The 25,427-nt window shown below is 50.1% G+C and carries 17 protein-coding genes; 8 read left to right on the top strand and 9 right to left on the bottom strand.

The annotated features are described in order from the left end of the window. Positions 1 to 53: 53 nt before the first annotated feature. Complete coding sequence (locus LSE01S_RS07915) at positions 54 to 767, bottom strand: hypothetical protein (protein ID WP_061777099.1); 714 nt, start codon at positions 765 to 767, stop codon at positions 54 to 56. Positions 768 to 989: 222 nt separating this feature from the next. After that, positions 990 to 2,924: an acyltransferase family protein gene (locus LSE01S_RS07920; RefSeq protein ID WP_061777100.1), complete on the bottom strand. Its 1,935-nt coding sequence runs from the start codon at positions 2,922 to 2,924 to the stop codon at positions 990 to 992. Positions 2,925 to 3,369: 445 nt separating this feature from the next. On the opposite strand from LSE01S_RS07920, the gene LSE01S_RS07925 reads away from it, so the two are divergent. The 4 genes from LSE01S_RS07925 to LSE01S_RS07940 all read left to right on the top strand — a co-directional run bounded on the left by LSE01S_RS07925 (position 3,370) and on the right by LSE01S_RS07940 (position 7,954). Then, entirely contained in the window at positions 3,370 to 4,194 is an 825-nt protein-coding gene (locus LSE01S_RS07925) for a site-specific integrase (RefSeq protein ID WP_061777101.1), read from the top strand. Between the two features lie 111 nt (positions 4,195 to 4,305). Continuing rightward, positions 4,306 to 5,157, top strand: a complete 852-nt coding sequence (locus LSE01S_RS07930; RefSeq protein ID WP_061777102.1) for a polysaccharide deacetylase family protein — start codon at positions 4,306 to 4,308, stop codon at positions 5,155 to 5,157. Positions 5,158 to 5,504: 347 nt separating this feature from the next. Beyond that, positions 5,505 to 6,071, top strand: coding sequence for a L,D-transpeptidase (locus tag LSE01S_RS07935; RefSeq protein WP_061777103.1), 567 nt, complete (start codon positions 5,505 to 5,507; stop codon positions 6,069 to 6,071). A 158-nt stretch (positions 6,072 to 6,229) separates the two neighbouring features. Beyond that, positions 6,230 to 7,954 (top strand): hypothetical protein, encoded by a 1,725-nt coding sequence (locus tag LSE01S_RS07940; RefSeq protein ID WP_061777104.1) that lies wholly within the window; start codon positions 6,230 to 6,232, stop codon positions 7,952 to 7,954. Positions 7,955 to 8,259: 305 nt separating this feature from the next. Here the strand turns inward: LSE01S_RS07940 and LSE01S_RS07945 are convergent, their stop codons facing one another. Beyond that, positions 8,260 to 9,006, bottom strand: a complete 747-nt coding sequence (locus tag LSE01S_RS07945) for an HAD hydrolase family protein (protein ID WP_061777105.1) — start codon at positions 9,004 to 9,006, stop codon at positions 8,260 to 8,262. Positions 9,007 to 9,601: 595 nt separating this feature from the next. Next, on the bottom strand, positions 9,602 to 10,447 hold the full coding sequence (locus tag LSE01S_RS07950) for an aldo/keto reductase (RefSeq protein ID WP_061777106.1): 846 nt from the start codon (positions 10,445 to 10,447) through the stop codon (positions 9,602 to 9,604). A 174-nt stretch (positions 10,448 to 10,621) separates the two neighbouring features. On the opposite strand from LSE01S_RS07950, the gene LSE01S_RS07955 reads away from it, so the two are divergent. Then, positions 10,622 to 11,323, top strand: coding sequence for an ABC transporter ATP-binding protein (locus LSE01S_RS07955; protein WP_061777107.1), 702 nt, complete (start codon positions 10,622 to 10,624; stop codon positions 11,321 to 11,323). A 9-nt stretch (positions 11,324 to 11,332) separates the two neighbouring features. Further along, on the top strand, positions 11,333 to 13,909 hold the full coding sequence (locus LSE01S_RS07960; protein ID WP_082622374.1) for an ABC transporter permease: 2,577 nt from the start codon (positions 11,333 to 11,335) through the stop codon (positions 13,907 to 13,909). Positions 13,910 to 13,980: 71 nt separating this feature from the next. On the opposite strand, the gene LSE01S_RS07965 is transcribed toward LSE01S_RS07960, so the two are convergent. Further along, positions 13,981 to 15,249, bottom strand: coding sequence for a D-alanyl-D-alanine carboxypeptidase family protein (locus tag LSE01S_RS07965; RefSeq protein ID WP_156470497.1), 1,269 nt, complete (start codon positions 15,247 to 15,249; stop codon positions 13,981 to 13,983). Between the two features lie 234 nt (positions 15,250 to 15,483). On the opposite strand from LSE01S_RS07965, the gene LSE01S_RS07970 reads away from it, so the two are divergent. Both LSE01S_RS07970 and LSE01S_RS07975 read left to right on the top strand, forming a co-directional pair. Beyond that, positions 15,484 to 15,924 carry a CopY/TcrY family copper transport repressor gene (locus tag LSE01S_RS07970; protein ID WP_061777110.1) on the top strand — a complete coding sequence of 147 codons (441 nt, stop codon included), beginning with the start codon at positions 15,484 to 15,486 and terminating at the stop codon, positions 15,922 to 15,924. A gap of 116 nt (positions 15,925 to 16,040) precedes the next feature. Further along, positions 16,041 to 18,059 carry a heavy metal translocating P-type ATPase gene (locus tag LSE01S_RS07975; protein WP_420843300.1) on the top strand — a complete coding sequence of 673 codons (2,019 nt, stop codon included), beginning with the start codon at positions 16,041 to 16,043 and terminating at the stop codon, positions 18,057 to 18,059. 78 nt (positions 18,060 to 18,137) lie between these two features. Here LSE01S_RS07975 and LSE01S_RS07980 read toward each other — a convergent pair whose 3' ends face one another. The 4 genes from LSE01S_RS07980 to LSE01S_RS07995 all read right to left on the bottom strand — a co-directional run bounded on the left by LSE01S_RS07980 (position 18,138) and on the right by LSE01S_RS07995 (position 25,064). Beyond that, positions 18,138 to 19,076 carry a DMT family transporter gene (locus LSE01S_RS07980; protein WP_061777111.1) on the bottom strand — a complete coding sequence of 313 codons (939 nt, stop codon included), beginning with the start codon at positions 19,074 to 19,076 and terminating at the stop codon, positions 18,138 to 18,140. A gap of 533 nt (positions 19,077 to 19,609) precedes the next feature. Beyond that, positions 19,610 to 20,611: a hypothetical protein gene (locus tag LSE01S_RS07985; protein WP_061777112.1), complete on the bottom strand. Its 1,002-nt coding sequence runs from the start codon at positions 20,609 to 20,611 to the stop codon at positions 19,610 to 19,612. A 40-nt stretch (positions 20,612 to 20,651) separates the two neighbouring features. Continuing rightward, on the bottom strand, positions 20,652 to 22,070 hold the full coding sequence (locus tag LSE01S_RS07990; protein WP_156470500.1) for a C69 family dipeptidase: 1,419 nt from the start codon (positions 22,068 to 22,070) through the stop codon (positions 20,652 to 20,654). 246 nt (positions 22,071 to 22,316) lie between these two features. Continuing rightward, positions 22,317 to 25,064 (bottom strand): HAD-IC family P-type ATPase, encoded by a 2,748-nt coding sequence (locus LSE01S_RS07995; RefSeq protein WP_061777114.1) that lies wholly within the window; start codon positions 25,062 to 25,064, stop codon positions 22,317 to 22,319. Between the last annotated feature and the right edge of the window lie 363 nt (positions 25,065 to 25,427).

Here is a 25,427-nt window from a genome sequence, read left to right on the forward strand (position 1 = left end):
AAAAGCCCGGAAGCAGGATCTTCCGGGCTCTACATTAATCCGATGTGGGATGTTTAGTCAGCGGCCATGAACTTGCCCGCAGTCAAGTGTGATGCTAAGACCCAGCCCTTAATCTTGCCACTCGTAACGTAGAGGTACTTAACGTTCTTCTTGGCCTTCTTAATGGTGATCTTCTTAGTTGCATAGTAGGTCTTGCTGTTGGCCAACTTGCCCTTCTTAACTAAAGAAACTTTGGACTTGTCAGCAGCGAATTTGCCGGCATAGTAAACCGGGTCACCGCTCTTGAAATGATAAGCGCTCTTCTTAATGTTAGCAGCGCTGACCAAGGTAAAGCTGTTCCCCTTCTTGTTACCATCGGCCGCCATGAACTTACCCGCAGTCAAGGTTGACAGAGCTACCCAGCCCTTTACCTTGCCGTTAGCAGAAGTGACGTAAACCCGGCTAACGTTCTTGCCATTGGCCTTAATCACAATCTTCTTGGTTGCATAATAAGTCGCGCCACCCGCTAAGGAACCCTTCTTAGTCAAGGTAACTTTAGCCTTGTCCGCAGCGAATTTAGCATTGTAGAGGGCCGGTTTACCACTCTTAACATGATAAGCGGTCTTTTTAAGTGATTTGCTACTAATCAAATTGTAAGTGACCGCTTTAGCGGCGGCTTTAGTCGCGGCAAATGCAGTTACGCCAGCATCCATAGGTGCAATCGTGCCAATCCCCAATGGTAATACCATAGCTGCAGCCGCAGCAATCATAGCAACTTTTTTCATCATAACAATTACCCCCCGTAGATTAATGTGATGAACTCATCCCTGAATTCGAAGATATCATAACATGATCAAAATTTTGCGGGCTCATTAACGCCCCCATTTATCCCTAAAACCATAAAAAAGTTGCCCGCCGTGGTAAATTATTTCAACTAACGTTACGGGTCAAAATTAATTGTCCAACAAAAAAGCCCAATCGGTGTAACCACAACGATTGAGCTGGTAACATTATTGATTTTCTTTGGCAATCGCCTTGGCAATTAATGACGTGTAGTACCGATTACCATGATCGTTTGGATGCACATGATCGTTGATAAACCAGTCACTGTGGCCCTTGGCGGCCGCATGCCAGTCCACCACATGAACATTTGCATATTTCTTCGCCGTCTTGGTAATCCGTGTATTCACTGAGTTCTGCCATTCCCGCGTTGGAACGTGGGCCGTTACCCAAAAGATTTCGCGCTTAGGCCCGATAGCATGAACGATTTGATCGGCTTGATCAGGCGTCACGTAGCCATTGGTCCCAATGTTGACCAGAACCGTTTTAGCTAACTGCCCCCGTTGGGCTAAACCATTAATAACCCCCGGTAGCGCATTGGCCTGTCGACCGACGGCCCCATCCACGATGGCCCCCGGAAAGACCTCCTGCAGGGCGCCAGAATCGTCCAGGAGCACGGAGTCCCCGACCGCCGTCAATGCGGTTTGTTTACTATTTTCCAGTTCATCGGCGGTCAAGAAATACTTTTTGGCCGTCTTTTGGTCCTTCTTCGATAACTTCGAGAAGGCCACCTTTTCATGCTTTCGTTTCGAAGAAGCCGCATCTAACGCCTTTTGTTTCTTAATGGCCGCGGCATTCTTCTTCTTCGTTGCGGCTTGACGTTCAGTGATGGTCCGTTGCAGCGCTGTGGGCTTGGCACCCGCTGGTTGTTGGACAAAACCAACGGCGGTCAGTCCAAACAGGAGGGCTGCAACGACACCCAAACTGCTAGCTAACCGATGAGCGCCGGGTTGTTGCAGGTAAGCCCGGACGTCATTGGTTAACTGACCGTACTGATAATGTCGCATCGGATTTTCAATCCAACGGTAACTAAGTTCCGTCACAACCATGATTAAGCAAACTTCAACCAGGGCATGAAACAGTGGATGATTGCCAATATTCACTCGGGCTTCATAAAAGATCATCACGGGGAATTGGTAAAGATAGATCCCGTAGCTACGTTGACCCACGTAACTAAAGACGGGGTTCGAAAGAATCCGATTCATATCGCTACCGGGATGGGCCACGGTAGCCACCAAGATGCCCGCCAGAACGGTGAACCAAAACATGCCGCCCTTGTAGGTTAATGCTGCTTGACCATTCATGGTGAAGAACATCCAGACCAACGTGATTAACGAGGCCCCACCAACACCATCCAGGAACCAGCGTTGGGCCGGTTCAATGTTGGCATTCAGACGATGAGCGGGCCAGACGAAAGCGATCGCCGCCCCCACCAGAATCGCAAACATCCGGGTGTCGGTCCCATAATAAACTCGGTTGGGATTCTTAGGATCGTACAGAAACGCCATGGCTAGGGCCGACACGATGGCCAGCGCCAGCAATGGGAAAACCGCCCGCGCACGCTTACGAAAGATCAGCAACAAGCCCAAGACGGCCAGCGGCCACACGAGATAGAATTGACCTTCAATTGAAAGTGACCAGAGATGCGTGAACGGTGACTCCCCACTGAAGCGGTCAAAGTATGACTGGCCATGGCCGATTTCAAACCAATTATACCCATAAATTAGATTTGTCAGCACCGTCTTACGGATGTTAACCAATAGGCTTTGCTGAAATAATGTAATATAGGCGGTGGTGCCCAACAACATCGTGACCAAAGCCGGATACAGTCGCTTCAGTCGTCGACCATAAAAACTCAGGATATTAATACTGTGGGTAGTATCCCACTCTTGAATGAGCAGATATGTAATCAGATAACCCGACACCACGAAGAAGATCGGCACGCCTAGGTACCCACCTTGAAGTGTCGATGGTGCCAAATGATAGATGATGACCCCCAAAACGGCTAACGTCCGAATACCATCAAATCCGGTGATATAACGCCGTTTACCCGCACGCCGACCCCGTAAAATTTCGCGAGTCATTCGCGTGTACGATTGATCCATTGTTCATTACTCCTTCTCTTTATAAAACCAGTAACTATTGACTGGTCAAGCTCCCCCTACCGGCAGTGACACAAGTTTTCAAGTCGCGATTATTAATATTATTGATATTTGTTACGAGAATTTACTAATCAAAGATCTCAGACGCACTCATCAGTAACCCTTTCCGGTGATTGAAATTCTGCCGATGATTATCCCTATCATATAATGTTTATCCCGTCGAAACAACGTTTTTTCTTTATTTCGCTGATTTGTAAAATTTGTCATCTAACCGCTGAAAAAATTAGTTAGCCCGGTGATTTTGGCGAGGACCATTTATCGGTTTGTTTGCTCGACAAACTTTTAGAAGCGCTAACCGTGAAATTAATCTGAACGACCCGTGCTATACTGTGACTGATGATGTCTGGTTAAAGTAACATTTTTAAAAACTCGCGAAGGGATGACTCTCATGTCACAAGACTATCCTTACCAAACCGCCTTTGTCCGCGACCTGGAAGCCCGCGACATCGCCCAGGCCACGGTGGCCGAGTACAACGCTACCCTCAAAGATTTCTGCAACTATCTGGAACACTTCAACGCCACCTACCAACGGGACCACCGGATCAATCAACTACAAACACCGGATGTCGAACAATATCTAAGCATGCTCCTCACGGCTCGCCAGGTTCAAAATCAAACCTATAATAAAATACTGTCCCACCTCAACGTCTACTTTAAATTTCTCTTCTCTCACAACTGGACCCCGTATCTTCCCACCCTCGACATCAAGAGTAAGCCGCAACAGGCCGCACGACCCATTAACTACCACTGGCCTGACCAACTAACGGACTGGCTGGCCAACGACCGTCTTCACTGGTATACCCGACTCACGCTGCTACTGATTAGCCATGGTTATGCCATTCAAACCTGCCTCAAGCCCGACTTCACGGCCAACCTGACGACTCATGACTGGCCGGCAACCGAACGTCAATTTCTGGCCGACTTTCAGGTCTTCGTGGGCCCCTTGCAGGATCGCTTCCAATGCCGCGATTGGTTCTTAAAGCAGCGCCACGCCAATGATCCCCACCTAACCTTGCCTGGGCTCCACAAATATTTGCGACCCGATGAGGCCATCACTGACTTCAGTCTCAGCCCATCGGTTTTGCTCCAAGGCTACTTAATTAACTATCTCCGACATCATCCCCAACAATCCGACCATGACGTCATTCAGGCCCTCCACCTGGAACCCGGCTCGATCGACTATTATCGACGGTTAGCTCAACGAGCTGATTAAATTAGTGCATTTTTAAGTTAACCCCACTATACTAATAATCAAATGAACCTTTATGACAATGGGTGTATTTGGCCATAAAGGCGATCACTTTAATCCTTGGGGGAATTAAATATGCGACGAAAATGGTGGATGATCAGTCTACTAGGAATTGTCCTGGTAACTTTGGGGGGTCTGGCTTTCCTAACACACCCCCTCACAACCAATGAACGGAGCCGACCGGCCCAACATAACCAAATCAAGGAGAAGTCGGCCACACCTAAGAAAGTCCGGACAGCTAAGCCCTGGATCAAACTCAAGCAGCCCTTGAAACTGCCAATCTTGATGTATCACAGTATCTCATCGGGTAACCAACTACGCGTGCCTAAGCAACAATTTGCGGCAGAAATGGCCTACCTAAAGGACCATCATTACCGCACACTGACAACCGCCGAGGCTATTCGGGCTTTGACGACCAACCAGATCCCACAAAAGAAGGTCGTCTGGGTCACGTTGGATGATGCCTACAAGGATAATCTAACTCACATGCTACCGGTACTCGAACCGACCAAGCTCCACGCAACCATCAACGTAATCACGGGGTTCACGCATAAGAAAAACCACCTGTCATTAGCCGAGATGAAGCAGATGCAGGCCACCGGTCGAGTAGACTTTGCTAGTCACACCGTGCAACACCTGGATCTATCCAGCCTGTCGGCTACCCAACAGCGCCAGGAGATGATTAACTCAAAGGTGTGGCTTAACCGTCATCTCAAGCAATCCACCACAATGCTCTGCTACCCCGCCGGGCGCAACAATGCCACTACCCGGCGACTGGCCAAGGCGACCGGTTATCAATTAGCCCTGACCACGACGGAAGGCTTCGCCCAGATGAAACAGGGCCGCTACCACCTCTCGCGATTGCGGATCACGCCGGGAATGAGTACCACCACCTTTGCGGATCTGATTCAGGTCACCAATCAATAATATTCGCCAATTTGTCCTGAATTTGAAACCGTTTTCCATTGTGTAATGACGGCATTCATCGTACAATGAACGTGAGTCAACACGAATAGGAGGTCCTGGTTATGACGGGTGTTCTTGCTTTAACTTCCTGGGTTGTTATGATCTTGTTAATCGGGGCGGAAATCGTCCGAGGAATATTTATGTTCCGTCACTAGTCATTTGAATTAACGTGGGTCTGGCCAACTGGTTGGGCCTTTTTTTGGTCCGGCCAATTAATTAAATAATAATTTAGACCAAACACAGTTATCCCCGTTGACACCTTCCCTCACGACTAATAAAATGAAACCAGTTACCGAGGAGGAATTCACATGAAGAAGACGAAGTTACTCGTGATCACGCTCTTATCCGCTTTAGGGTTGTTTGGTGGAATTGTTACGGCCAACTATGTTCTGCAACCAACAACGGTGATGGCCAAGACCACCAAAAAAGCTAAGAAGAAAACCCCTGCCTGGAAGAAGCCGTCCGAAAAGAAGCCTTATCCTAACCTGAAGAAACATAAAAAGGTTAACATTCGGGTGTCAATTGCCAAGCAACGGGTCTACATTCGCAGTGGAAAAACGGTGCTGTACACCATGAAATGCTCTACCGGTAAGAAGCGGACGCCAACCCCTAAGGGAACGTTCCACATCCAAAACAAGGGTAAGTCCTTCTACAATGCCTCGATTGGTGGCGGCGCTCGTTACTGGAAGTCCTTCAAGGGTCACGGGACTTACCTCTTTCACTCCGTTCCAACCGGTGGTCACGGCCAATACCTGGCCTCTGAAGGCCGCAAACTCGGGCACCGTGCCAGCCACGGTTGCATCCGCTTAACCGTCTCCGATGCCATCTGGTTCTACAACCACGTTCCAACGAAGACTAAGGTCGTTATCAAATAATCATTAAGTAAATGCATTCGAGGCGGTGACTAACGTCACCGCCTCTTTTTTTATCCGTTTTACCCCCCCGCACCTTGCCCGCCCTATCGCTAACCGCCTAAGTACGCTAAACTAGAGCTATATCGGAAACCAAGACTAACCAAGAAAGGGTTTAATCTATGTTACTTGTTGCCTTCTTCTGTACGCTCACCGCCTTTATCATGGTCATTATGGGTGTGATTCAGCGTCCGAGCCACGCCAAATTACTCATTGGCGTCTATATGGTCTTCTATCTCATCGCCCTGCTAACGGTCTTCGTCAGCTTGCCCAGCAAGGCCCTCTTCAATTTAATTATCATCAATGCCGTCAGTGGCTTGGTCTACCTACCGTTTCTGGCCTTCAGTAGTCCCAAGGTCACCATCGAGGGGCCGGACGAAACCCATCGGCCTCACTTTCACAGCAATAATCGTGGGCTGAACGTTGCCGCTCTCATCTTGGGGCTGCTCTTCGTCACGAGTGCCTTTGGTGCCGCCCAGACCCGCTTTGGGGTCAAGCCCGTTTACAATTCCTTAAAAATCAAAACGACCAAGGCGGCACCCTTGTTGGATAAGGACGCGACCCCCATTGCCATTGCGCCGAAAACGGTGCGCAACAAGATGAACAAGGCGATGAGTACCGTGCCCAATACCTCCTATTACCGTCTCGGCGATCTACAAACTCAGGTGGTCAAGGGGAAGACCGTTTACATCGCACCGGTTGAATTCGACGGATTCTGGCGATGGCAACGGGCCCGGGCCACACCGGGATACTTCATCATTGACGCCACTAACGTGAACGCCGAACCCCATTTCGTGAAGCAATCCATGAAATACACTCCGAGTGCTTACCTGATGGACGATGCCCAACGGGTCATTTACAATCGTTTTCCCAGTTGGGTCCAGGAGGGTCAGCCGCAGTTGGAAATCAAGGATAACGGCGACCCCTACTTCATTCAAACCGTCTACAAGGCCCGCGGTGTTTCCAGCAGAATCAACTACCGGACCCTGCACGTGGTCGTCCTAAACGCCAAGACCGGCGCAACCAATCTATACGCCGCAGCGAAGGCGCCAGCCTTTATTAACGAATCAATCGCCTCGTCGACCGCCGCCGAAATGAATGATATCTTCGGCTGGTATGGTCATGGCTATTTCAACGCTCACTTCAATAAAACCGGCGTCAAGGAACCCAACAGCAACGGGACTGAGGATGGGGTGACTCCGGTAGTCGACAAGCACGGAAACATTTCTTACTTCAACGACTTCACCTCACCTAAGACCAGCGCCGACTCCACCATGGGCTACTCCATGATCAATGCCCGAACCGGCGAATTGACCTACTACACCGGCAAGAATATCGGGGTCATGGATAGCGATGGGGCCAAGAAGATTGCCGAGAAGGAATACGTCGCCCAGAAATGGTCGGCCACCATGCCTATCATGTACAACATCGATGGCACCCCAACCTGGGTCGTATCCCTCTTAGACTCAACCGGTGCCTTCCGCAGCTACGCCTACATCAAGGCGGCCGATCAAAGTGTGAAAGCGTATGCCACCACGGCAACGCAGGCCCTCGACCAATATCGAGTGCAACTCGCAACTGCCGGGTCAACGGCTAGTTCCACCACCAACTCCAAGATTACCAAGGTCAAGGGAACCGTGGAACGAATGGTCGTCATCCCCAACGGTAATAACCAGAATGTGTTGTTCGCCCTCAAGGGCCACGATACCCTCTGGACCGTGGGATCGGCGGATTATCCTAAGGCCGTCCTGATGAAGACCGGCGACCAAGTCAAGTTGACCGGCCGGATCAACGCCAGCGCCAAGACGGGAACCGTCGAGGATTATACGAATAGCACCTTTAAATAATTACCGACACCCGCGGGGCACGGGTACCAAACCGCGCATAATCTAGTCGTGAAGTGACCACCTGAATTGGGAAAATCTAATTCAGGTGGTCACTTCTTTTTTTCTTATTTTCCCAACCAACACTAAGCGGCATGACCCCGGTAGGATAGCGGACTCATACCGCTTAGAAGTTTGGATGACCATTTTAATGATAGGATCATCTACCTCCAGGCAACCCACCAGTATAGCCGATCATTCATCCGAATTATTCTGGACGCAAGACACGAAAACTTGTTAAAAGCTTGTTTGGTCAAACCTTGTGAAGACTAAATACACAGACTCTGAATTGCCGATGATACTTGATCTGGTTCTAAAATAGCGTCGAAAGTTGATGCTTGTGCTGATAAATCAGGTTTACTTTTAACCCAAAAACTTTTTATAGCCCCCGACAGCATTTTTATATCATTCATATCATTACCAAACGCAATATATTGATCGATACCTAGCAAGTCTAATGTACGACTCTTATTGATGCCTTTTGCGGTCATGTCTAGATTTCTTTCACCAACATGTTCGACTAGTTCTAACTCGGTATTTGCCCTGATCATATTGGTAATCAGTGACATTCGTTGCTCGTCTATTCCTAAAAGAATGACTTTAATCGGGTTTGATATTCCTTCAATCGGGATATTCTTTGCTAATCCATCGGGATCAAGTTGCCTAATAATGGTATTTTCCGAAGAAACTTGTGCTGAATAATTCCATTTTCCATCCACGATATGTTCCAAATTATAGGTCTTCATTAACCGCTTCAAATAGTTAAAATCATTGTCAGAAATCGGCGACATCACCTCTATCGCGTCTGCCTTGGAAACTATCGCGCCGTTGCCACCAATTAACAGATTATGTTGAAATGCTGGAATGATTGGTACTAGATCTCTTATGGGCCGCGCAGAGGCGAAGATGATTTGATTACCCATTCTTTCTAGCTCTTTTATGCTTGCAATAATATCCGGTTCAATCCTTGTCCCATTAAAGCTCAGCGTTCCATCAACATCAAAGACATAGTTCATGCGTACTAATCTCCTTTATTTGTACGTAACTTGGTAAATTCCGCGTTATGATCAAAGCTCCTTAAAGTTGATTGATAACCCACTCTATCTGAAACTTTAAATAAAGCTCGCATCGATTTCATCAAAAGGATCGGTAGTCAAAGCTTCTCCGGCTTCATTTAGATCGTCCATAACTTGCACCGTTATTCTTGGTGATCATCCCCATCCGCATAAGTTAGCCTTTGTGACTAGAACCGCTGGGCTTTTTTCTTGTGATAGATCACGGTTTTGTACCTTCGAGATCAACCGGTTGGCCGAAAGTCCCTCATTCCCTTGAATTACATGTGTAACTTTATTACTGGTAATTTCCCGCAATTTTTTAAACATCGAAGTCTATTAGTGCTGGATCGCGATACGTATTTAACCTGGCAAGGCTGCGGGTCAAGGCTGGTTTAACCAGATTTATATCCATCAATTCTGCGGGGCCTGGACCTGGCCGGATGTTCAGCCGCCCTTACCCTTACTAACGAAATTTAACCTGATTTTTTCGCAAAATGCAAAAGGAATCGTCCCTATCCGATTAATGGATGAGGACGATTCCTTTTTTAACGCTAAATTAATCACCAACTGGATGCCAGCCGTTAGCATCATTAAGGCGGCTGAGAAACGCCATGTCCTTGGCATTGATTGCAAAATCAAGTTGGGTATTGGCTTCCACGTGGGCCATTGATCGCGCTTTAGGTAGCGGCGCAATGTCATTCTGGACGATAAATCGCAGCGCTAACTGCGGAATCGAAACCCCATAATTACTGGCGACTCGTTCCAACTCCGGACTATCGACTAGGCCACCGGTAGCCAATGGTGAGTAAGCCTGAACCAAGATCTGATTGGCCTTAGCCGTCTCAACAATCGAGGCTTGAGTATGACCGACGTAGTACTGAATCTGATCGACCGTTGGTTTGACTGTCAGACCATCCCAACTCAGCAGATTTTCGATATCGTGCGAATTGAAGTTAGAAAGACCAACGGCCTTGGCCCGGCCACCGTGATAGATGGCTTGCATTGCCCGCCAAACGTCACGATTTTCAGTGTCATAGTTGGCGCCCATTTGGTTCCATGGCCATGGCGCGTGGATAATATAAGAGTCAACATAATCAAGTTTTAACTCTGCCAGACTCCGGTCGAAGTCCGCCAGGGTGCCCTCATAATCCTTAGTCTCGCCGGGAAGCTTGGTCTGCACAAAGATATCCTCCCGAGCCACGTCACTATCGGCGATGGCTTCGCCGACACTCGCCTCGTTGCCATAGGCCGCAGCGGTATCGATGAACCGATAGCCGGCCTTCAGAGCCTTGCTGATGGCATCGTAGGTCTCCTGACCCGGTCGCGTTTGCCAAGTACCAAAACCGACCTTGGGCATCCTTAGCCCATTGTTCAAGTCAAATGTATCCGTAATTGTTGGCATAACCATCCTCCTTTAAACATCATGTGGACTAGTATACGACCTTAGGCCCACTCGAAGGCAACCCAAACATCTTGTTTGCCCCAATTCAGGAATTGTAACCGTTTCCGATTGCGTTCAATCGTGGTTCCGCCTACAATTAACCTAATTCAATTCATAAGAACAGGAGCCCTGAATATGGCCTACATAACCGTAAAAAATGAATTTCGGCGTTTCAAACAAGGCGATCAGGAAACTATCGCCAACCATGATATCTCGTTCGATGTTGAACGGGGTGACGTGGTTACCATCCTCGGGCCCAGTGGTGCCGGCAAGTCGACCCTGTTGAACATCTTGGGCGGTATGGATAGTCCAACCAGTGGCCAAGTCATCATCGATGGCCAGGACATCGCCCAACTCACTGCTAAACAGCTCACCACCTATCGACGCCAAGACGTCGGCTTTATTTTTCAATTCTACAACCTGGTACCAAATCTAACGGCCAAAGAAAATGTTGAACTGGCCTCGCAAATTACCAGTGACGCTCACGACGTTGATGAAACCCTGGCCTTAGTGGGACTGACCAACCGGGCGGGCAACTTTCCGGCTCAACTCTCTGGTGGTGAACAACAACGGGTGGCCATTGCCCGGGCCGTCGCGAAGAATCCCAAGTTGCTCCTCTGTGATGAGCCCACTGGCGCCCTCGACTATCAAACCGGCAAGCAGGTGCTGCAGGTCATCCAGGATGGGGCCCGAAAAACCCATATGACCGTCATTATTGTGACCCACAACAGTGCTATTGCCGAAATGGGTGACCTGATTATCCATATCAATGATGCCCGCGTTCAATCGGTCCGGCGTAATGATCAGCCAACGCCCATTGCCGACATTAAATGGTAGGTGATCGGGATGACTAAAGTCTACTTAAAGATGTTATTTCGGGAAATTCGCCATTCGAAGGCTCGCTTCATTTCTATTATGCTAATCATCTTCATGGGGGTCGCCTTTTATACCGGTATCCGGGCCAGCGGACCGGATATGCTGCAAGCCGCCACGAATTACTATGCTAAGCAACGACTAGCCACCCAAACGGTACAATCGACAGCGGGGATCACCCCGGCCGACCTAAAAATTCTCAAACAACACGACCACAATCTGACCTGGCAAGCTACCAAGTCCGTGGACATCAACCAGCTGAACAACAACCGGGTGGTTCGGGTAGCAGAGATCCCCACACACCAGCGCTTAAACCGCGTCAAAGTTGTCAGTGGCCGCCTGCCCAAGCGAGCCAACGAAATTGTCTTGGACCAACAGGCTCGCACTCTGCAACCAAGGTTACGGCTGGGGGGCACCTATCGAATCGCGACGACTAAGGGCTTCAACCGCCAGTTTACGCGCCGTCAATTTAAAATCGTCGGTTTCGTCAACTCGCCCCGTTACTTGGAAACCACAGATCGGGGTGTCACCACCGTTGGTAAAGGCACCCTGGACTACTTTGCCCTCGTCAAACCTGGGACGTTGAAGCAGTCACTTTACAGTCGCGTAGATGTGGCCTTTGACAATCTGAAGGGCGTGACGCCCTATACTGCAGCCTATAATCGCCGGTCTAAGACCAACACGGCCAAGCTGAAACACTGGTTTAGGCCCCAGGCCGCCAAGCGCCAGCAACAGTTACAACGCCAGGCTCGCCAGCAGTTGGCTCCTGAACAACAAAAGGTCAACCTACTTAGGCAACAGCTTCCGAGCAGTTCGCCAATTTTGCAACAAGCTCAGACTAGGATAAAACAGGCCCAGGCCAAGATTGCCACGATTGACCAACCCAACTACCTGGTCACCGGCCGTTCGGCAAATCCTGGGTATAGTGAATATCATGAGAATACTCAGCGGGTCGTAGCCCTTTCCACCGTCTTTCCACTGTTTTTTATTGCGATTGCGGCCTTAATTTGCCTAACGACCATGACCCGAATGGTGGCCGAGCTGCGGATTCAAATGGGGACCCTGAAGGCACTGGGTTACAGCAACGCCGCTATCGGTAGTGAATTTCTGTTCTACGGTGGCTTGGCGAGTCTCATTGGCACCCTGCTGGGCGTTGCCTTTGGCGTCAACTTCTTCCCGCAATTCATCGCCCAGGCTTATGGCAATATGTATAATCTACCAGCCATTCACGTTCAATACATCTGGTCGGATATCCTGATTGCCCTGGTGATTGCCCTCGCTTGTACCATTGGGAGCGCTCTGGTTGCCTTACGGGTCGACCTGACCAGCTTACCGGCAACCTTGATGTTGCCGAAGGCCCCCAAAGCCGGTAAGACGTTATGGTTGGAACACTGGCACACGCTCTGGAATCGTCTCAGCTTCAACCACAAGGTCACGTTGCGAAATCTCTTTCGCTACAAACAGCGACTCCTGATGACCGTCCTCGGCATCGCCGGTTGTATGGCCATGATGATTACGGGATTCGGCCTCAAGGACTCGATTGGTGACATCAGCGTGAAGCAGTTCAATCAGCTCTGGCATTACGACGCGATCGTGGTCCGCACTGGTCGCCAAACCGCTGCTCAACAGCAAGCGCTACACCATGAGGCCCTTTACCGAGACGACCTCGTCTTGAAGCAGTCTCAGGTCACCGTGCAAAAGGCTGGCGTCGCCAACCAAACGGCTTCATTGAGTGTGCCACAACACCCCGATCGGCTCAAACAGTTCGTCGTTTTGCGTGACCGCAAAACCCATCGACGACAAGCCCTTGGAAATCACGGCGCCATCATCGACGAAAAGTTAGCCAAATTGTACGGCGTCAAAGCCGGCGACCGGTTGCCCGTCAAGCTCGGTAATCAACCGTTAAAGAGCGTGCGGATCGCCGCCGTCGCCGAAAATTATGTGAACCACTTTATCTATCTGTCGCCAACCTACTACCGCCAAGTCTTCCGGGGCAAGCCCGTGTTCAATGGCAACCTGGTGCAGTTTAACCACCATGCTAAGCGCCAACAGGATGCGTTCGCCAACAACCTGCTGAAGCACAAGGGATTGTTGAACGTCACCTTGCTCAGTACCGAGAAGCAAACCAACTTCCAAATGCTCGATACCATGAATCTGGTGGTGATCATTTTCGTGGTGGCTGCCGGTGCCCTCGCCCTCGTCGTTCTGTACAACCTGACCAACATCAACGTATCTGAACGGATTCGTGAGCTCTCAACCATTAAGGTCCTGGGATTCTACGACCGCGAAGTCACGATGTATATCTTTCGGGAAAATTTGATCCTGACCGTACTGGGGATCATTGTCGGGTGTTTCTTTGGCAACTGGCTCCATCACTATATCTTAACTACGGCAGAAACCAACAACCTGATGTTCTCGCCCGGAATTCATCCGATTAGTTACGTTTACTCGGCGCTGTTAACCTTGGCTTTTAGCCTATTAGTCATGGCCATTATGCATCGCAAGCTTAAAAGAATTAATATGCTCGATGCCCTACAATCTGTCGATTAAGTCCAAAAAATACCCCAATTCACCGACCACGATGGTCGGTGAATTGGGGTCTTTTCGTTAACTTAACTTACCTATTTACTCAAAACATTGACCACCGGTTGGCTGAGAGCCTTAAGCAGTTGATCGGCACTATTTTGTACCGCAAAGACCACGCGGTCAGCAAACAAGGTTGCTGTTTGTTGCGCCCGATACGTGATTCGCTGCTTAGCACCCGTCGTCGCGTCGGTAACCGTGGCTTGCGCCACGGGTTCCCCGGCATCAACGGTACCTGATGCCAACTGAGCTGGTGTCAGCTTCGTTTCAACCTTCGTCGTTAGACTGGCTGCCTGATTCTGATACCACACCCCGGCCTGCCCAGTAATGGGGGCGGCCGAAACCGTCGTCGCTAACCCATTGGCTAACGCGATCCGTTGACTGGTCAACGGGGTCGTCTCCAATTGATAGGCTTGCTTCGTCTGCTTAATCAATTTATTCATAGCCGAAAAGGTCGTATCACCACCGACAATCGTCGCAATCATGCGCTGGCCGTTAACCTTATAGGTCGCGGTATAGCAAAGCTTGGCGCTTTCCGTAAACCCGGTCTTTAGACCGTCAATCTGACTTTCCTTCTTATACTGGCTTTTACCCTTTAGACAACTATTTTCGTTATAGATCTTGGTGCCATTAATCGTTGCTTCCGTTCGATTCGATGTCTGCGTAATTTGCGGATCGGCAGCCAACAAATGTTGGGCAACAATCGTGATTGCCTTAGCCGAAACCAAGTTTTCTTCCTTCTTGCCCGTGTTCGGCAAGACCAAGTTGTAATCCTTCAAATCGGTGTTATCCAATCCCGAAGAACTAATGAAGTGGGCTTCAATCCCCCAATCAGCACTCTGCTGATTCATAAGCTTGATGAAATCGGCGTTACTCCCCGCCACATATTCACCCAGTGCCGTTGCGGCACTATTTGATGAAGCAATCATGGCCGCCTCAACCAATTGGCGAACCGTGAATTGATCCCCACTCTTCATTCGAAGCGAGGAATACGCATAACTATGACTCAATTTAAGGAGGTCCTCGGACATGGTGACCTGGTCATCCCAGCCAATCTTGCCATCATTAATTGCCTTAACCGTCAGGTAAACAGTCATCAACTTTGATAGTGAGGCAATGGGATAACGCCGATCGGCATTCTGCTGATAAAGCACCTGGCCACTTTGGGCATCCATGACATAGGCCGACCGCGCCGGGACCTTCGTCACTGTATTCGTATCAGCGTGAGCGGTAACCCCTCCACCTAAGAAGGCGGCCATGAAGCCTAATAATAGGCCCCGCCACACCCAACGTTTTAAATCGACCACAAGCATTGACGCTCCTTTCGCATAAGCAACCTTAACTTACGCCTAATTAACTTAACCTATTATACAAAAAGCCCCGTCACTTGGGGCAAAATTAATCAAACTTGCGCAAATTTTAATCTCTTATTATTCTAATTGTAAAAAAGCCCGACCACTGGCTTGACTTCTTTCGTTTACGGATGTAAACTCAGTTTAATCCTAAAGAGATTACAATCGTAAACGAAGGAGCCGATAACCATGGCCACAACCGAATTAGCTATAACCATTTCAGATGCTGAATGGCGTGTTATGCGGATTGTCTGGACTTTAAAAGAAGCCGACAGCCGCACCATTATCGATTTACTCGAACAACAACACGACTGGAAACCTGCCACCATCAAAACCTTAATTGGTCGTCTCGTCAAAAAGGGCGCATTGGCTACTACCAAGAATGGTCGCCAATTTATCTACACCCCCTTGATTGACGAACAAAGTGCGATGGATACCGCCCTCATCTCCGAACTGAATCAGATGTGTGCGATGCACCGCGGAACCAGTTTGGCCCACGTCCTCGATCAACTCGAACTGAGCCACGATGACGTAGAAAATTTAATCGATGTCTTACAACAGAAACTTCCTACGGCTCCAACCATGGTTGCCTGTGATTGCCTACCGGAGGACTGCGAAAGGAGCTGCTAGTTATGAATGCCAGCGAAATGAATCATAACAAGATGGATTCAAACATGAAGATGGACCATGACGATATGGCCAACATGAAGATGGCCGCTGGCGACGGAGACCACGGTGATATGGATATGAGTAATATGGACATGACCCACATGGATATGGACATGGGTGATGGTCACATGATGCACATGGGAAACTTGAAGCGTAAGTTTTGGGTCAGTTTAATTCTCACGATTCCGGTCATTCTGATGTCCCCAATGATGGGCGTCAAGCTGCCTTTTCAGATCGCCTTCCCGGGTAGCGACTGGGTCGTGGCTATCTTAGGGTCAATTCTCTTCTTCTACGGTGGCATGCCCTTTATCAGTGGTGCCAAGGCAGAACTTCAATTGAAGCGGCCCGCTATGATGACCCTGATCTCAATGGGCATCAGTGTGGCCTACATCTACAGTATCTATGCGGTGATTGCCAACGATGTCTTCCACGTGACCCCGATGGTGAATAACTTCTTCTGGGAATTATCCACCTTGATCGTCATCATGTTACTGGGCCACTGGATTGAAATGAATACCGTGATGAATGCCGGGTCCGCCGTCGATGCCCTGGGCAAGTTGTTACCACAAACCGCCCATGTCATCGCCGATGATGGCACGGCTACCGATGTCCAACTGAGCGACCTGCAAGTGGGCCAAACTGTGGCTGTTCGCGCCGGGGAACAAATTCCCGCCGATGCCAAGATCATTAGCGGGACGTCCGACGTCAACGAATCCCTAGTCACTGGTGAATCCAAGGCCATTAAGAAGGCCGAAGGTGACGACGTCATTGGTGGTTCCGTTAACGGTACCGGGACCTTCACCGCTAAGGTCACAGGAACCGGGGACTCCGGCTACCTGGCCAAGGTGATGGATCTGATTCAAAACGCCAAGAACTCTAAGTCCAAATCCGAAAACTTGGCCAACCGGGTTGCCGGCTGGTTGTTCTACGCCGCCCTATTCGCGGGGATTCTCGCCTTCATTATCTGGATGGTTGTGGCCAACCTGGCCGTTGCCTTACCGGTGGCCGTGGCGGTCTTCGTTATCGCCTGCCCACACGCATTGGGCTTGGCCGTTCCCCTGGTCGTTGCTCGGAGCACTGCGTTAGCCGCCCAAAACGGGTTGCTAATTCGGAACCGGGACGCCATGGAACAAGTTAACCACTTAAAGTTCGCCTTGATGGACAAGACGGGCACCTTAACCAAGGGTCACTTCCAAGTGAACCACTTAATCAGCCTCGACGCCGATCACTCCGACGATGACGTGTTGGCCCTGATGGCCGGCCTCGAAAGTGGATCTAGCCACCCACTGGCGACCGGGATCTTGAGCGATGCCAAGGGTAAGGCCATTCACTTTACCCCAGCAACCGACACGCATCAAGAGACTGGGTTAGGTCAATTCGGTGATATCGATGGGACCACTTATGGGGTCGTCTCCGTAGCCTACCTTGACCAACACAACTTAGACTACGACCATGACCAATTCAAGACCTTTGCCGCTGAAGGCAACTCGATTAGTTTCTTGGTAGCCGGCGAAAAAGTCTTGGGTCTCGTAGCCGAAGGCGATGAAATCAAGCCCGCAGCCAAAATGTTAGTCACGTCGCTTAAGTCCCAAGGTATCACGCCGGTCATGTTAACCGGTGACAACCAAGAAACGGCCAACAAGGTCGCCGCGGCCGTTGGAATTGACGACGTCCAAGCACACCTCTTACCTGAAGACAAGGAACGCCTCGTACAAAAGTACCAAGCCGATGGCAAGGTACTCTTCATCGGTGATGGCGTTAACGATGCGCCAAGTCTGGCACGGGCTGACATTGGAATGGCCATTGGATCTGGGACCGATGTGGCCATCGAATCCGCCGACATCATCCTGGTTGCCAGCGACCCGGCCGACGTCATCCAATTCCTTGACCTGGCTCGGGCCACCAACCGGAAGATGACCGAAAACCTCTGGTGGGGGGCTGGCTACAACCTGTTAGCCATTCCTTTGGCCGCCGGCGTTCTGGCGCCGATTGGCTTCATGCTCGACCCAATGGTTGGGGCGGTTATCATGTCCCTGAGTACCATTATCGTCGCCATTAATGCGATGTCCCTGAAGATCAAGCCGATCGCAGAATAGAAGTTAATCATACCAATTAGATAATAAATCCCCCTGAACTCATGTGAGAGTTCAGGGGGATTTTCGTTTGACTTAGTCTTAATCTGTATTCCGTGAATGCCGACGATGCAACAAGACCGCCAACGTCTGGGCATCCAATGAGAGAATCATGACAGCAAAGATGATGAGCGCGCCACCAAACAGGTCAAATCCCGTCAACTGCACGCTTAAAAATAACACGGAAAATACCGTGGCTGCCAGCGGCTCAAAGGCATCCAGTAACGAGGCCTCTGTTGGCAGAATATATCCTAGGCTGTGCGCAAACATTTGAAATGGAATGACCGTCCCAAAAATAATGATAATCCCGAGCATACTAATCTGTGCCCAATCAAGGGTCAAATGAACTTGCCACAAGGGTTTGACCACATTCAGACAGACCCCCGCCACCAGTAACCCCCAACCGGTGACCGACAATGACCCAAACTTTGTCAATAAAGGCCGGGGAATCAGCGTGTTCGTTGCCACCCCAACTGCGGATAGGAGTCCCCAGATCAGTACAGCCGGTGAAATGGCCAAACTGTTTAGATGTCCATGCGTCACAATTAGTAGTGTCCCGACAAAGGCTACCACCATGCCAATTGCTTCCGAACGCGTTGGTTTGGTGCGCTTGAAGACCAAGTAATAGAGGCTAATAATGAAGGGCCCCAAGAATTGGATAATCGTTGCAACCGGCGCGTTACCATACTTCACGGCTTCAAAATAACAAAGCTGAACGGGGACCATCCCCAGTAGGGCGTAGCTCACAATTCGTGTGGCCGTATACTTATTCTGCCAGAGTTGCAGGGGTTGGGCCCCCACTCCCTGAGCCATGATGAGCAGGATAATCCCGGCAATAATCATCCGAACCTGCGTCAGCCAGAGCGGAGAAACGTCCGGGTTCATGGCGAAAAGACTGCTGGCGGCAACGCCAGAGATACCCCAAAGCATACAGGCCACACTGGCCAACATGATTCCTCGTAAATGATGTCCCTGCGTCATCCTTGCCACTTCCCATCAGTGTTTTCCTCAAATCCCATACGATCCCTCTTATCCATAAAATTTATAACATGTTAGCCATTATAACAAAAAATAGCGCTAGATTAACCTGTTTTTCTAAAAAGGCCCCAATTGGTCTCGCAATATGATGGGTATCGATCCATTAACTTACGCTAAATTAACGACCATCGCGAAAAATTGGTCTAGTCGTCCGAATACAATTCTCCCTTCTCAGGACCTAACAAAAAGGCTTCCAACTAGTGGAAGCCTCACTGACCCAGCCACGAATTGTCTTTCGCTGATGGTAGTCGCGCGACATTATCCGTTTTAATTATTAAAGCTGAGCAAAACCAAGTCGAGGGTCGGGTTTCCCTTGGCTCTATGGGACATTCTAGCTGGTTAGACACCAAAAACATGAATTACTGGTCCAGTTTGCTTAGCAAACAAATTAAAGTCCACCATCATCAGCGAGTCCAATTATTATTAATCAAAAAGCGTTGTGGTCTTAACAACCACAACGCTCATCAAATTCAATTTTAAGCAATCCAGCCACTCATGTAAGGAATGGAAATCTTGCCGTGAGCATCAATCGTGCCCGCGTAAATTTTCCCACTGATATCGTAGTCGGCCTGCAAATCAAACTTGATCGTGCCGGTTGGCTTCAACGCCCGTGACGACTTGAGTCGGCCATCCGCACTGCGGACCGTCTTCTTAACCGCCCGACCATCTTGATAGTCGTAAACCGTGGTTTGACTGTCTTGATCCAACAGGACCACCCGTTGCAGCTGACTGGCGGTCTTGGCAATGCCAATCTTGACGTGCCGACCACTATCCAAGACGTGGATCTTGGTCGATTCCGCGGCCACCGGGGTATCCCGCGTGAGCTCACGTTGCATCAGATCGGGGTACTGGCCCTTGACGACCACACTCTTGGGCAGCCAGCCCAAGACTTCACCCTTGGTATTCTCAAACAAGAGGTACTGCTTGCCCTTAACCGTGGTTAACGACTGAATAGCATAGATCGTCCGGTAACCATAGGTCGTTCCATAATGGTCGGCGTAATTACTGCCGACCGTGCCATACGGCATCCACCAGAAGTCACTGGTCAGCCGGGCCTCAAAATACGGTGTCCGCGGTATCATCGGCATGCGGCTAATCTGCGGATGACTCTTCAGCTTGCTCAGCGCCACATAACCGCCATCAATTGCCGTTGCTTGGGGATAGCTTCTGAGTACGTTCCCATGTTGAAGCGGGAACTGAACGGCCGCCGTGATACGCACGTACCGTTTGCCATGGACCTTTACGACCTTGTCGACGGTCCATTTCTTCTTAGTACTCATCATCTTCCCCAAATAACGACTGTTTGCGTGCAAACCTCGTGGATAACTGTAGACCTTGGTTCGCAAGTGCTTCGCCGTAAATAACCGTTGTTTGGGGTACGCGGGAATCTGCATCCTTTTCGCAGCCTGAGCCGTGGTCCCCGTGCCCCACAGTAACAGCCCAAGACTACTCCCTAATAGTAGTTTGACCCATTTCATGAGTTTGTTCCTCCCCCAAAATTGTGTTCTGCCCAACAGACTAAAGGTTTTGACCCTTCTCCCAAGTCGTGGCAGAAAGCAGGAGTCCTTGCTTAACTAATTCATCAAATAACCCATGAGTCCGGCGCGAAACCTCACCGGCTGTTTCAGCATTACTCTTGGTCAAGTAATCCGTCACATCGCCGGTAACTCCGGCATCCGTAGCCGCAACCCGTTGCCGTGCATACGATTGGCAGCCTTCGCGATAGGCGTTGATGGTCGCTACGAATTCGTGGAAATGCGGCTCAATCATCACGGACAGTGTCTTCGATAACCAGTATACGTTGTCGACGGAAACCGTCATCGTCGTGTTCTTGTAATCTTCTGGCGTGTCGTTGATGTTGGTAAAGAAGGGCACGTAAGGAGCATAGGCGAAGAAGCCCATCGCAATCCATTGGATCGCTGCATGGTCGGCCGGCACATCGTTGCGAATTTGCAGGATCGAGGAACATTGATTCCGGTCCATCGCAATTGACCGATACTTCTTCTGATCATCGGCAGAACCTGAGGCAAACGTCCCAAATGGATCGTATGGCGTGCCATTGTAGTGTGAAGATAGGAAGAATTCAACGTCTTCGATCGCAATCTTCTTTTCGGGTACGCGAGCGAATGGCATATCTTGGTCCGTTGGGGTTTGGTCGGTAATGGATGGGTTAAACATCTTTTGGCCATACCACGTCCGGGGCGTGTTGTAGTAAGCATCGCTTTCATCGTGGGTCCCAAAGATATCCCGGAAATTAAAAGTGCCCGGCTTGGGATTCAAATGATTTTGGTTAACGAAGTCGACCAAATCCGTGGCCACCAAGAAGTTATCGGTATCATTGACATCGACTTCTTCCATCACCGTTTGGTTAGGTGCCACCGCGTAGGTGTTGTCTGGTAAACGCATGGCTGCCCAGTGATGACCACCGGCCGTTTCCAAATACCAGATTTCATCTTGGTCGTTAAAAGCGATACTATTACATTCGCCCGTCCCATATTTTTCCAAGAGGGCACCCAAACGTTGGGCCCCTTCCTTGGCAGTCTTGATATATGGCAAGACTAACGTGACCATGGCCTCTTCATTGACCCCGTCATCGACCAGTGGATCGTAACCCAAGACCCGGGCATTCGTGGCAGTGGTTTCGGTGGCACTCATCCCGACATTCAATTCATTGATGCCGGCTTCTTCATACAGGCCGTCACTTTGATCGGCTTGTGGGGTACCCGTGTAGCGGTAAGCATGATCGGGTAAGGGGACCGTAACGCCAGTGACACCTGACGTAAAGGTTGCGTTCTTGTGGTCCGTCGCTGGATGAGCGACGACCTTAATCGGATTTACTGGCCCATAGCCATCCTCGTTACGCGCAACAATCGTGGAGCCATCCATACTGGCGGCTTTACCCATTAAAATTTCGGTACAATCGGAACTTTTCTTCAACATATTTATGTTCCGCCCCCTTTGTTTCCAGTATAGGATTATCGGGTGCTAAGGGCCACCTTTTTTAAAAATTCACGTTTAAAATATTCATCCCACTCAATTATCTGGACTCACCACCCTGAGGCTCCGCCGATCTTGGCCCTACCGAATGTTCAGTGAAATGCTTAACGGTTAGAATAATTCGCGGCAAATAAAAATCCCCCGTCACACCTAAACGGTGTCACGCGGGGATTTAGCTCATTACCTTTAGAAACGACGACGTTCACGATTCATCGTGTTGGCATCCCAACGATGACGAATCCACTTGGCCAGCTCGGTAATCAATAACACGATGATTCCGGCGACAATTGGAATTCCCCAACCATAGTGGAAGTTTACATCGGTGGTGTGGAAAACTCCCTGCATCGCGGGCCAATAAATAATGCCGGCCTGTAGAATCAACAGGATTCCCACAATCACGAAGCTCATCTTGTTACGGAAAAAGTATTTCGAGAATACCGGATGGTCATTCTGTAAATTAAATAGATAGAAGACCTTCCCAAAGATAATCACGTTCAGCGTCATGGTACTGCCGACCACGGCCGACAGCCCCTGCGCCGTCAGAACATCGTAGGCAATCATCCCGAGTCCCGAGATTAATAGGGACACGTAAGTGATTTCAAAGATGTCCAGCTTGGACAGGATTCCCTGGCTGACATCCCGGGGTCCTCGACGCATGATCCCACTCTCGGCGGGCTCAAAGATAAACGCAAACTGAATCGTCAGGGCCGAGACCATGTTGATCCACAACAATTGCGTTGGAAACAACGGTAACGGTTGGTCCATCAGGATACTCATCACGACAATCAGACCCTCGGCAAAACTGGTTGGTAACAAGAAACGAATCGTCTTGCGAATATTGTCGAAGACGTGGCGACCCTCGCGGACGGCACCCAGGATTGACGTAAAGTCATCATCGGCTAAGACCATATCGGCGGAGTCCTTGGCAACGTCGGTTCCCCGAATCCCCATGGCCACCCCAATATCGGCCTGCTTCAGCGCTGGCGCGTCGTTCACCCCGTCACCCGTCATGGACACCACGTGCCCCCGTTGTTGCTGGGCCTTCACAATTCGTAACTTGTCGGCAGGTGTCGTTCGAGCAAAGACCGTATATCGGTCAATCTGTTCCGTCAATTCTTCATCGGACAGCTTTGCCAGCTCCGGCCCGGTGATTGCTTTAGCCTGCTCCGAAAGATTTAACTGCCGGGCAATCGCCGCGGCGGTTTCGGGGTCGTCCCCCGTAATCATTTTAACTTTAATACCGGCATAACGTAATTGGCGAACGGCGTCAGCCACCCCCGGACGTGGTGGATCAATGATCCCAGCCATCCCGGCTAGATGAAAGTCGCGGCCAATCGCCAGATTATCAACCTCGGTGACCTCGGCCGCAACGGGTTGATAGCCCAAGGCCACGACCCGCTTTCCTTGACGGGTCAGCTGCGATAATCGCTCTTGCCAGGCTGCTTGATCGATCGTTTCGCCCTGCGCAGCCATCTTCTGCATCAATGTCTGTGGCGCCCCTTTAACCAACAGGTACCGCTGGCCAGCGTGGTCGACCAGTCGAGCCGAATAACGAATCGCCGAATCAAATGGACGTGAATCGATTTCCACCGGAGCTGGATCGGCCCCCACTAGTTTGTGGTAAAGCGCGGTCAACGCCCCATCGGTTGGCTCACCCGTCAGCACCCATTGCCCATCTTCTTCATGAAATTCGGCATCGGAGGTCTGACCGGCAATCTGCACCAACCACTCCAGGTCGGGGTCGGTTTGCCAGGCAACCGTCTGACCCTCGTCAGTTTCGACTTGGCCGGTGGCATCATAACCCACCCCGGACACGGTATAGGTATCCTTGGCGGTTAAAACATCGGTCACCGTCATTTCGTTCTTGGTTAAGGTCCCCGTCTTATCGGTGTTCACGATATCCACGGCCCCTAGAGTCTCCACGGCGGGCAGGGTCTTCACGATCACATTTTGCTTGGTCATCTGCTGGGTCCCCATGGCCAGAACCACCGACGTACTGGCTGGCAAGCCTTCGGGCATGGAACCTACGACCATGGTAATGACAGCCACCAGTAGAACGGGCAGACTGTAGACGTGGGTAATCATCCCTAAGATGAACAACAGAACTGCAGCAATCAAAATAGCAATCGACAGACCTAATCCCAAACGGTTCAGGTTCTTCATCAATGGCGTGGCCTGTTGCTTAACCTCGGCCACGTTTTGCTGGATGTGACCAATCTCGGTTTGGGCACCGGTCACCGTCACGATTCCCCGGCCGGACCCATTGGTCACGGCCATGGAGGCAAAGGCTTGGTTCGTCCGTTCGGCCAACGCCAGGTTCGCGACAGATAAGGGATCTTCCCCCTTTTCCACGGAGTCGGTTTCACCGGTCAATGCAGATTCTTGAATCTTCAAGTTGTCGGCATCGATGAGTCGTAGATCGGCGGGAACCGTATCCCCGGCTTCCAACTGTACGATATCCCCGATCACCAGCTCGCGCGCCGGCAGGGTTACCTTTTGACCGTCTCGAATGACCACGGCCTCGGAAACTAGTAACGCCTTGATCCGGTCCAGTGCGTTGTCGGCTGAGCGTTCCTGAAAATACCCGATAAAAGCATTGGCCACAATCACCAAACCAATAACAATGGAATCGGAGTAGTGGTGCATCAGAAACGTAATCAGAGCAGCGGCGGCCAAAATATAAATGATGCTGTTGTTAAACTGTTTCAGAAACCGTAGCAGGTTGGACTGCTTCTTCGCCGTCAATTCATTCGGGCCATTTTGCCGGAGCCGCTTCTGGGCCTCGGTGGTCGTCAACCCGGACTCTTGGTCCGTGGCATAATCGACAAGTAAGGACTCAGTCGAACGCTGCCATAACGGCGGCTGGCTGGGTCCAGGGTCAGTGGTTTCTGCTTCAGTTGGGGTAGAGCTGGTTAAGTCTGGTTCTTGCGCCATATAAATAAATCTTCCTTTCAATATAAATGCTTCTGGGTATTAGCGATCGGGTATGGGTAACGTCACGTGACGTCGGTCCAAGGCGTCCACCTTCCTATCTAAGATTAAGTTAGTTCATTTTACCAAGTCCCCCCTCAAATTGCATCTATTAGCGACTTAATTGAAGAAATTTTTAATTATGGGGTGAACCAAAAACAGGTGAAATCAAACAAACGTCTTGGATTTCCAAAGATTCCCCGTAAACGAGTAGCGACCACCACTGATCAACAGATTGTGACCAGTCAGTTTTACCCAATGATTGGGATGCTTCTGTCAATCGAACGAGCCCAGGCAGGTCTCATAGTCCTCAAACCAAGGGCCGAC

Source organism: Levilactobacillus senmaizukei DSM 21775 = NBRC 103853, assembly GCF_001592085.1.
In the GTDB taxonomy this organism is placed as follows: Bacteria; Bacillota; Bacilli; order Lactobacillales; family Lactobacillaceae; genus Levilactobacillus; species Levilactobacillus senmaizukei.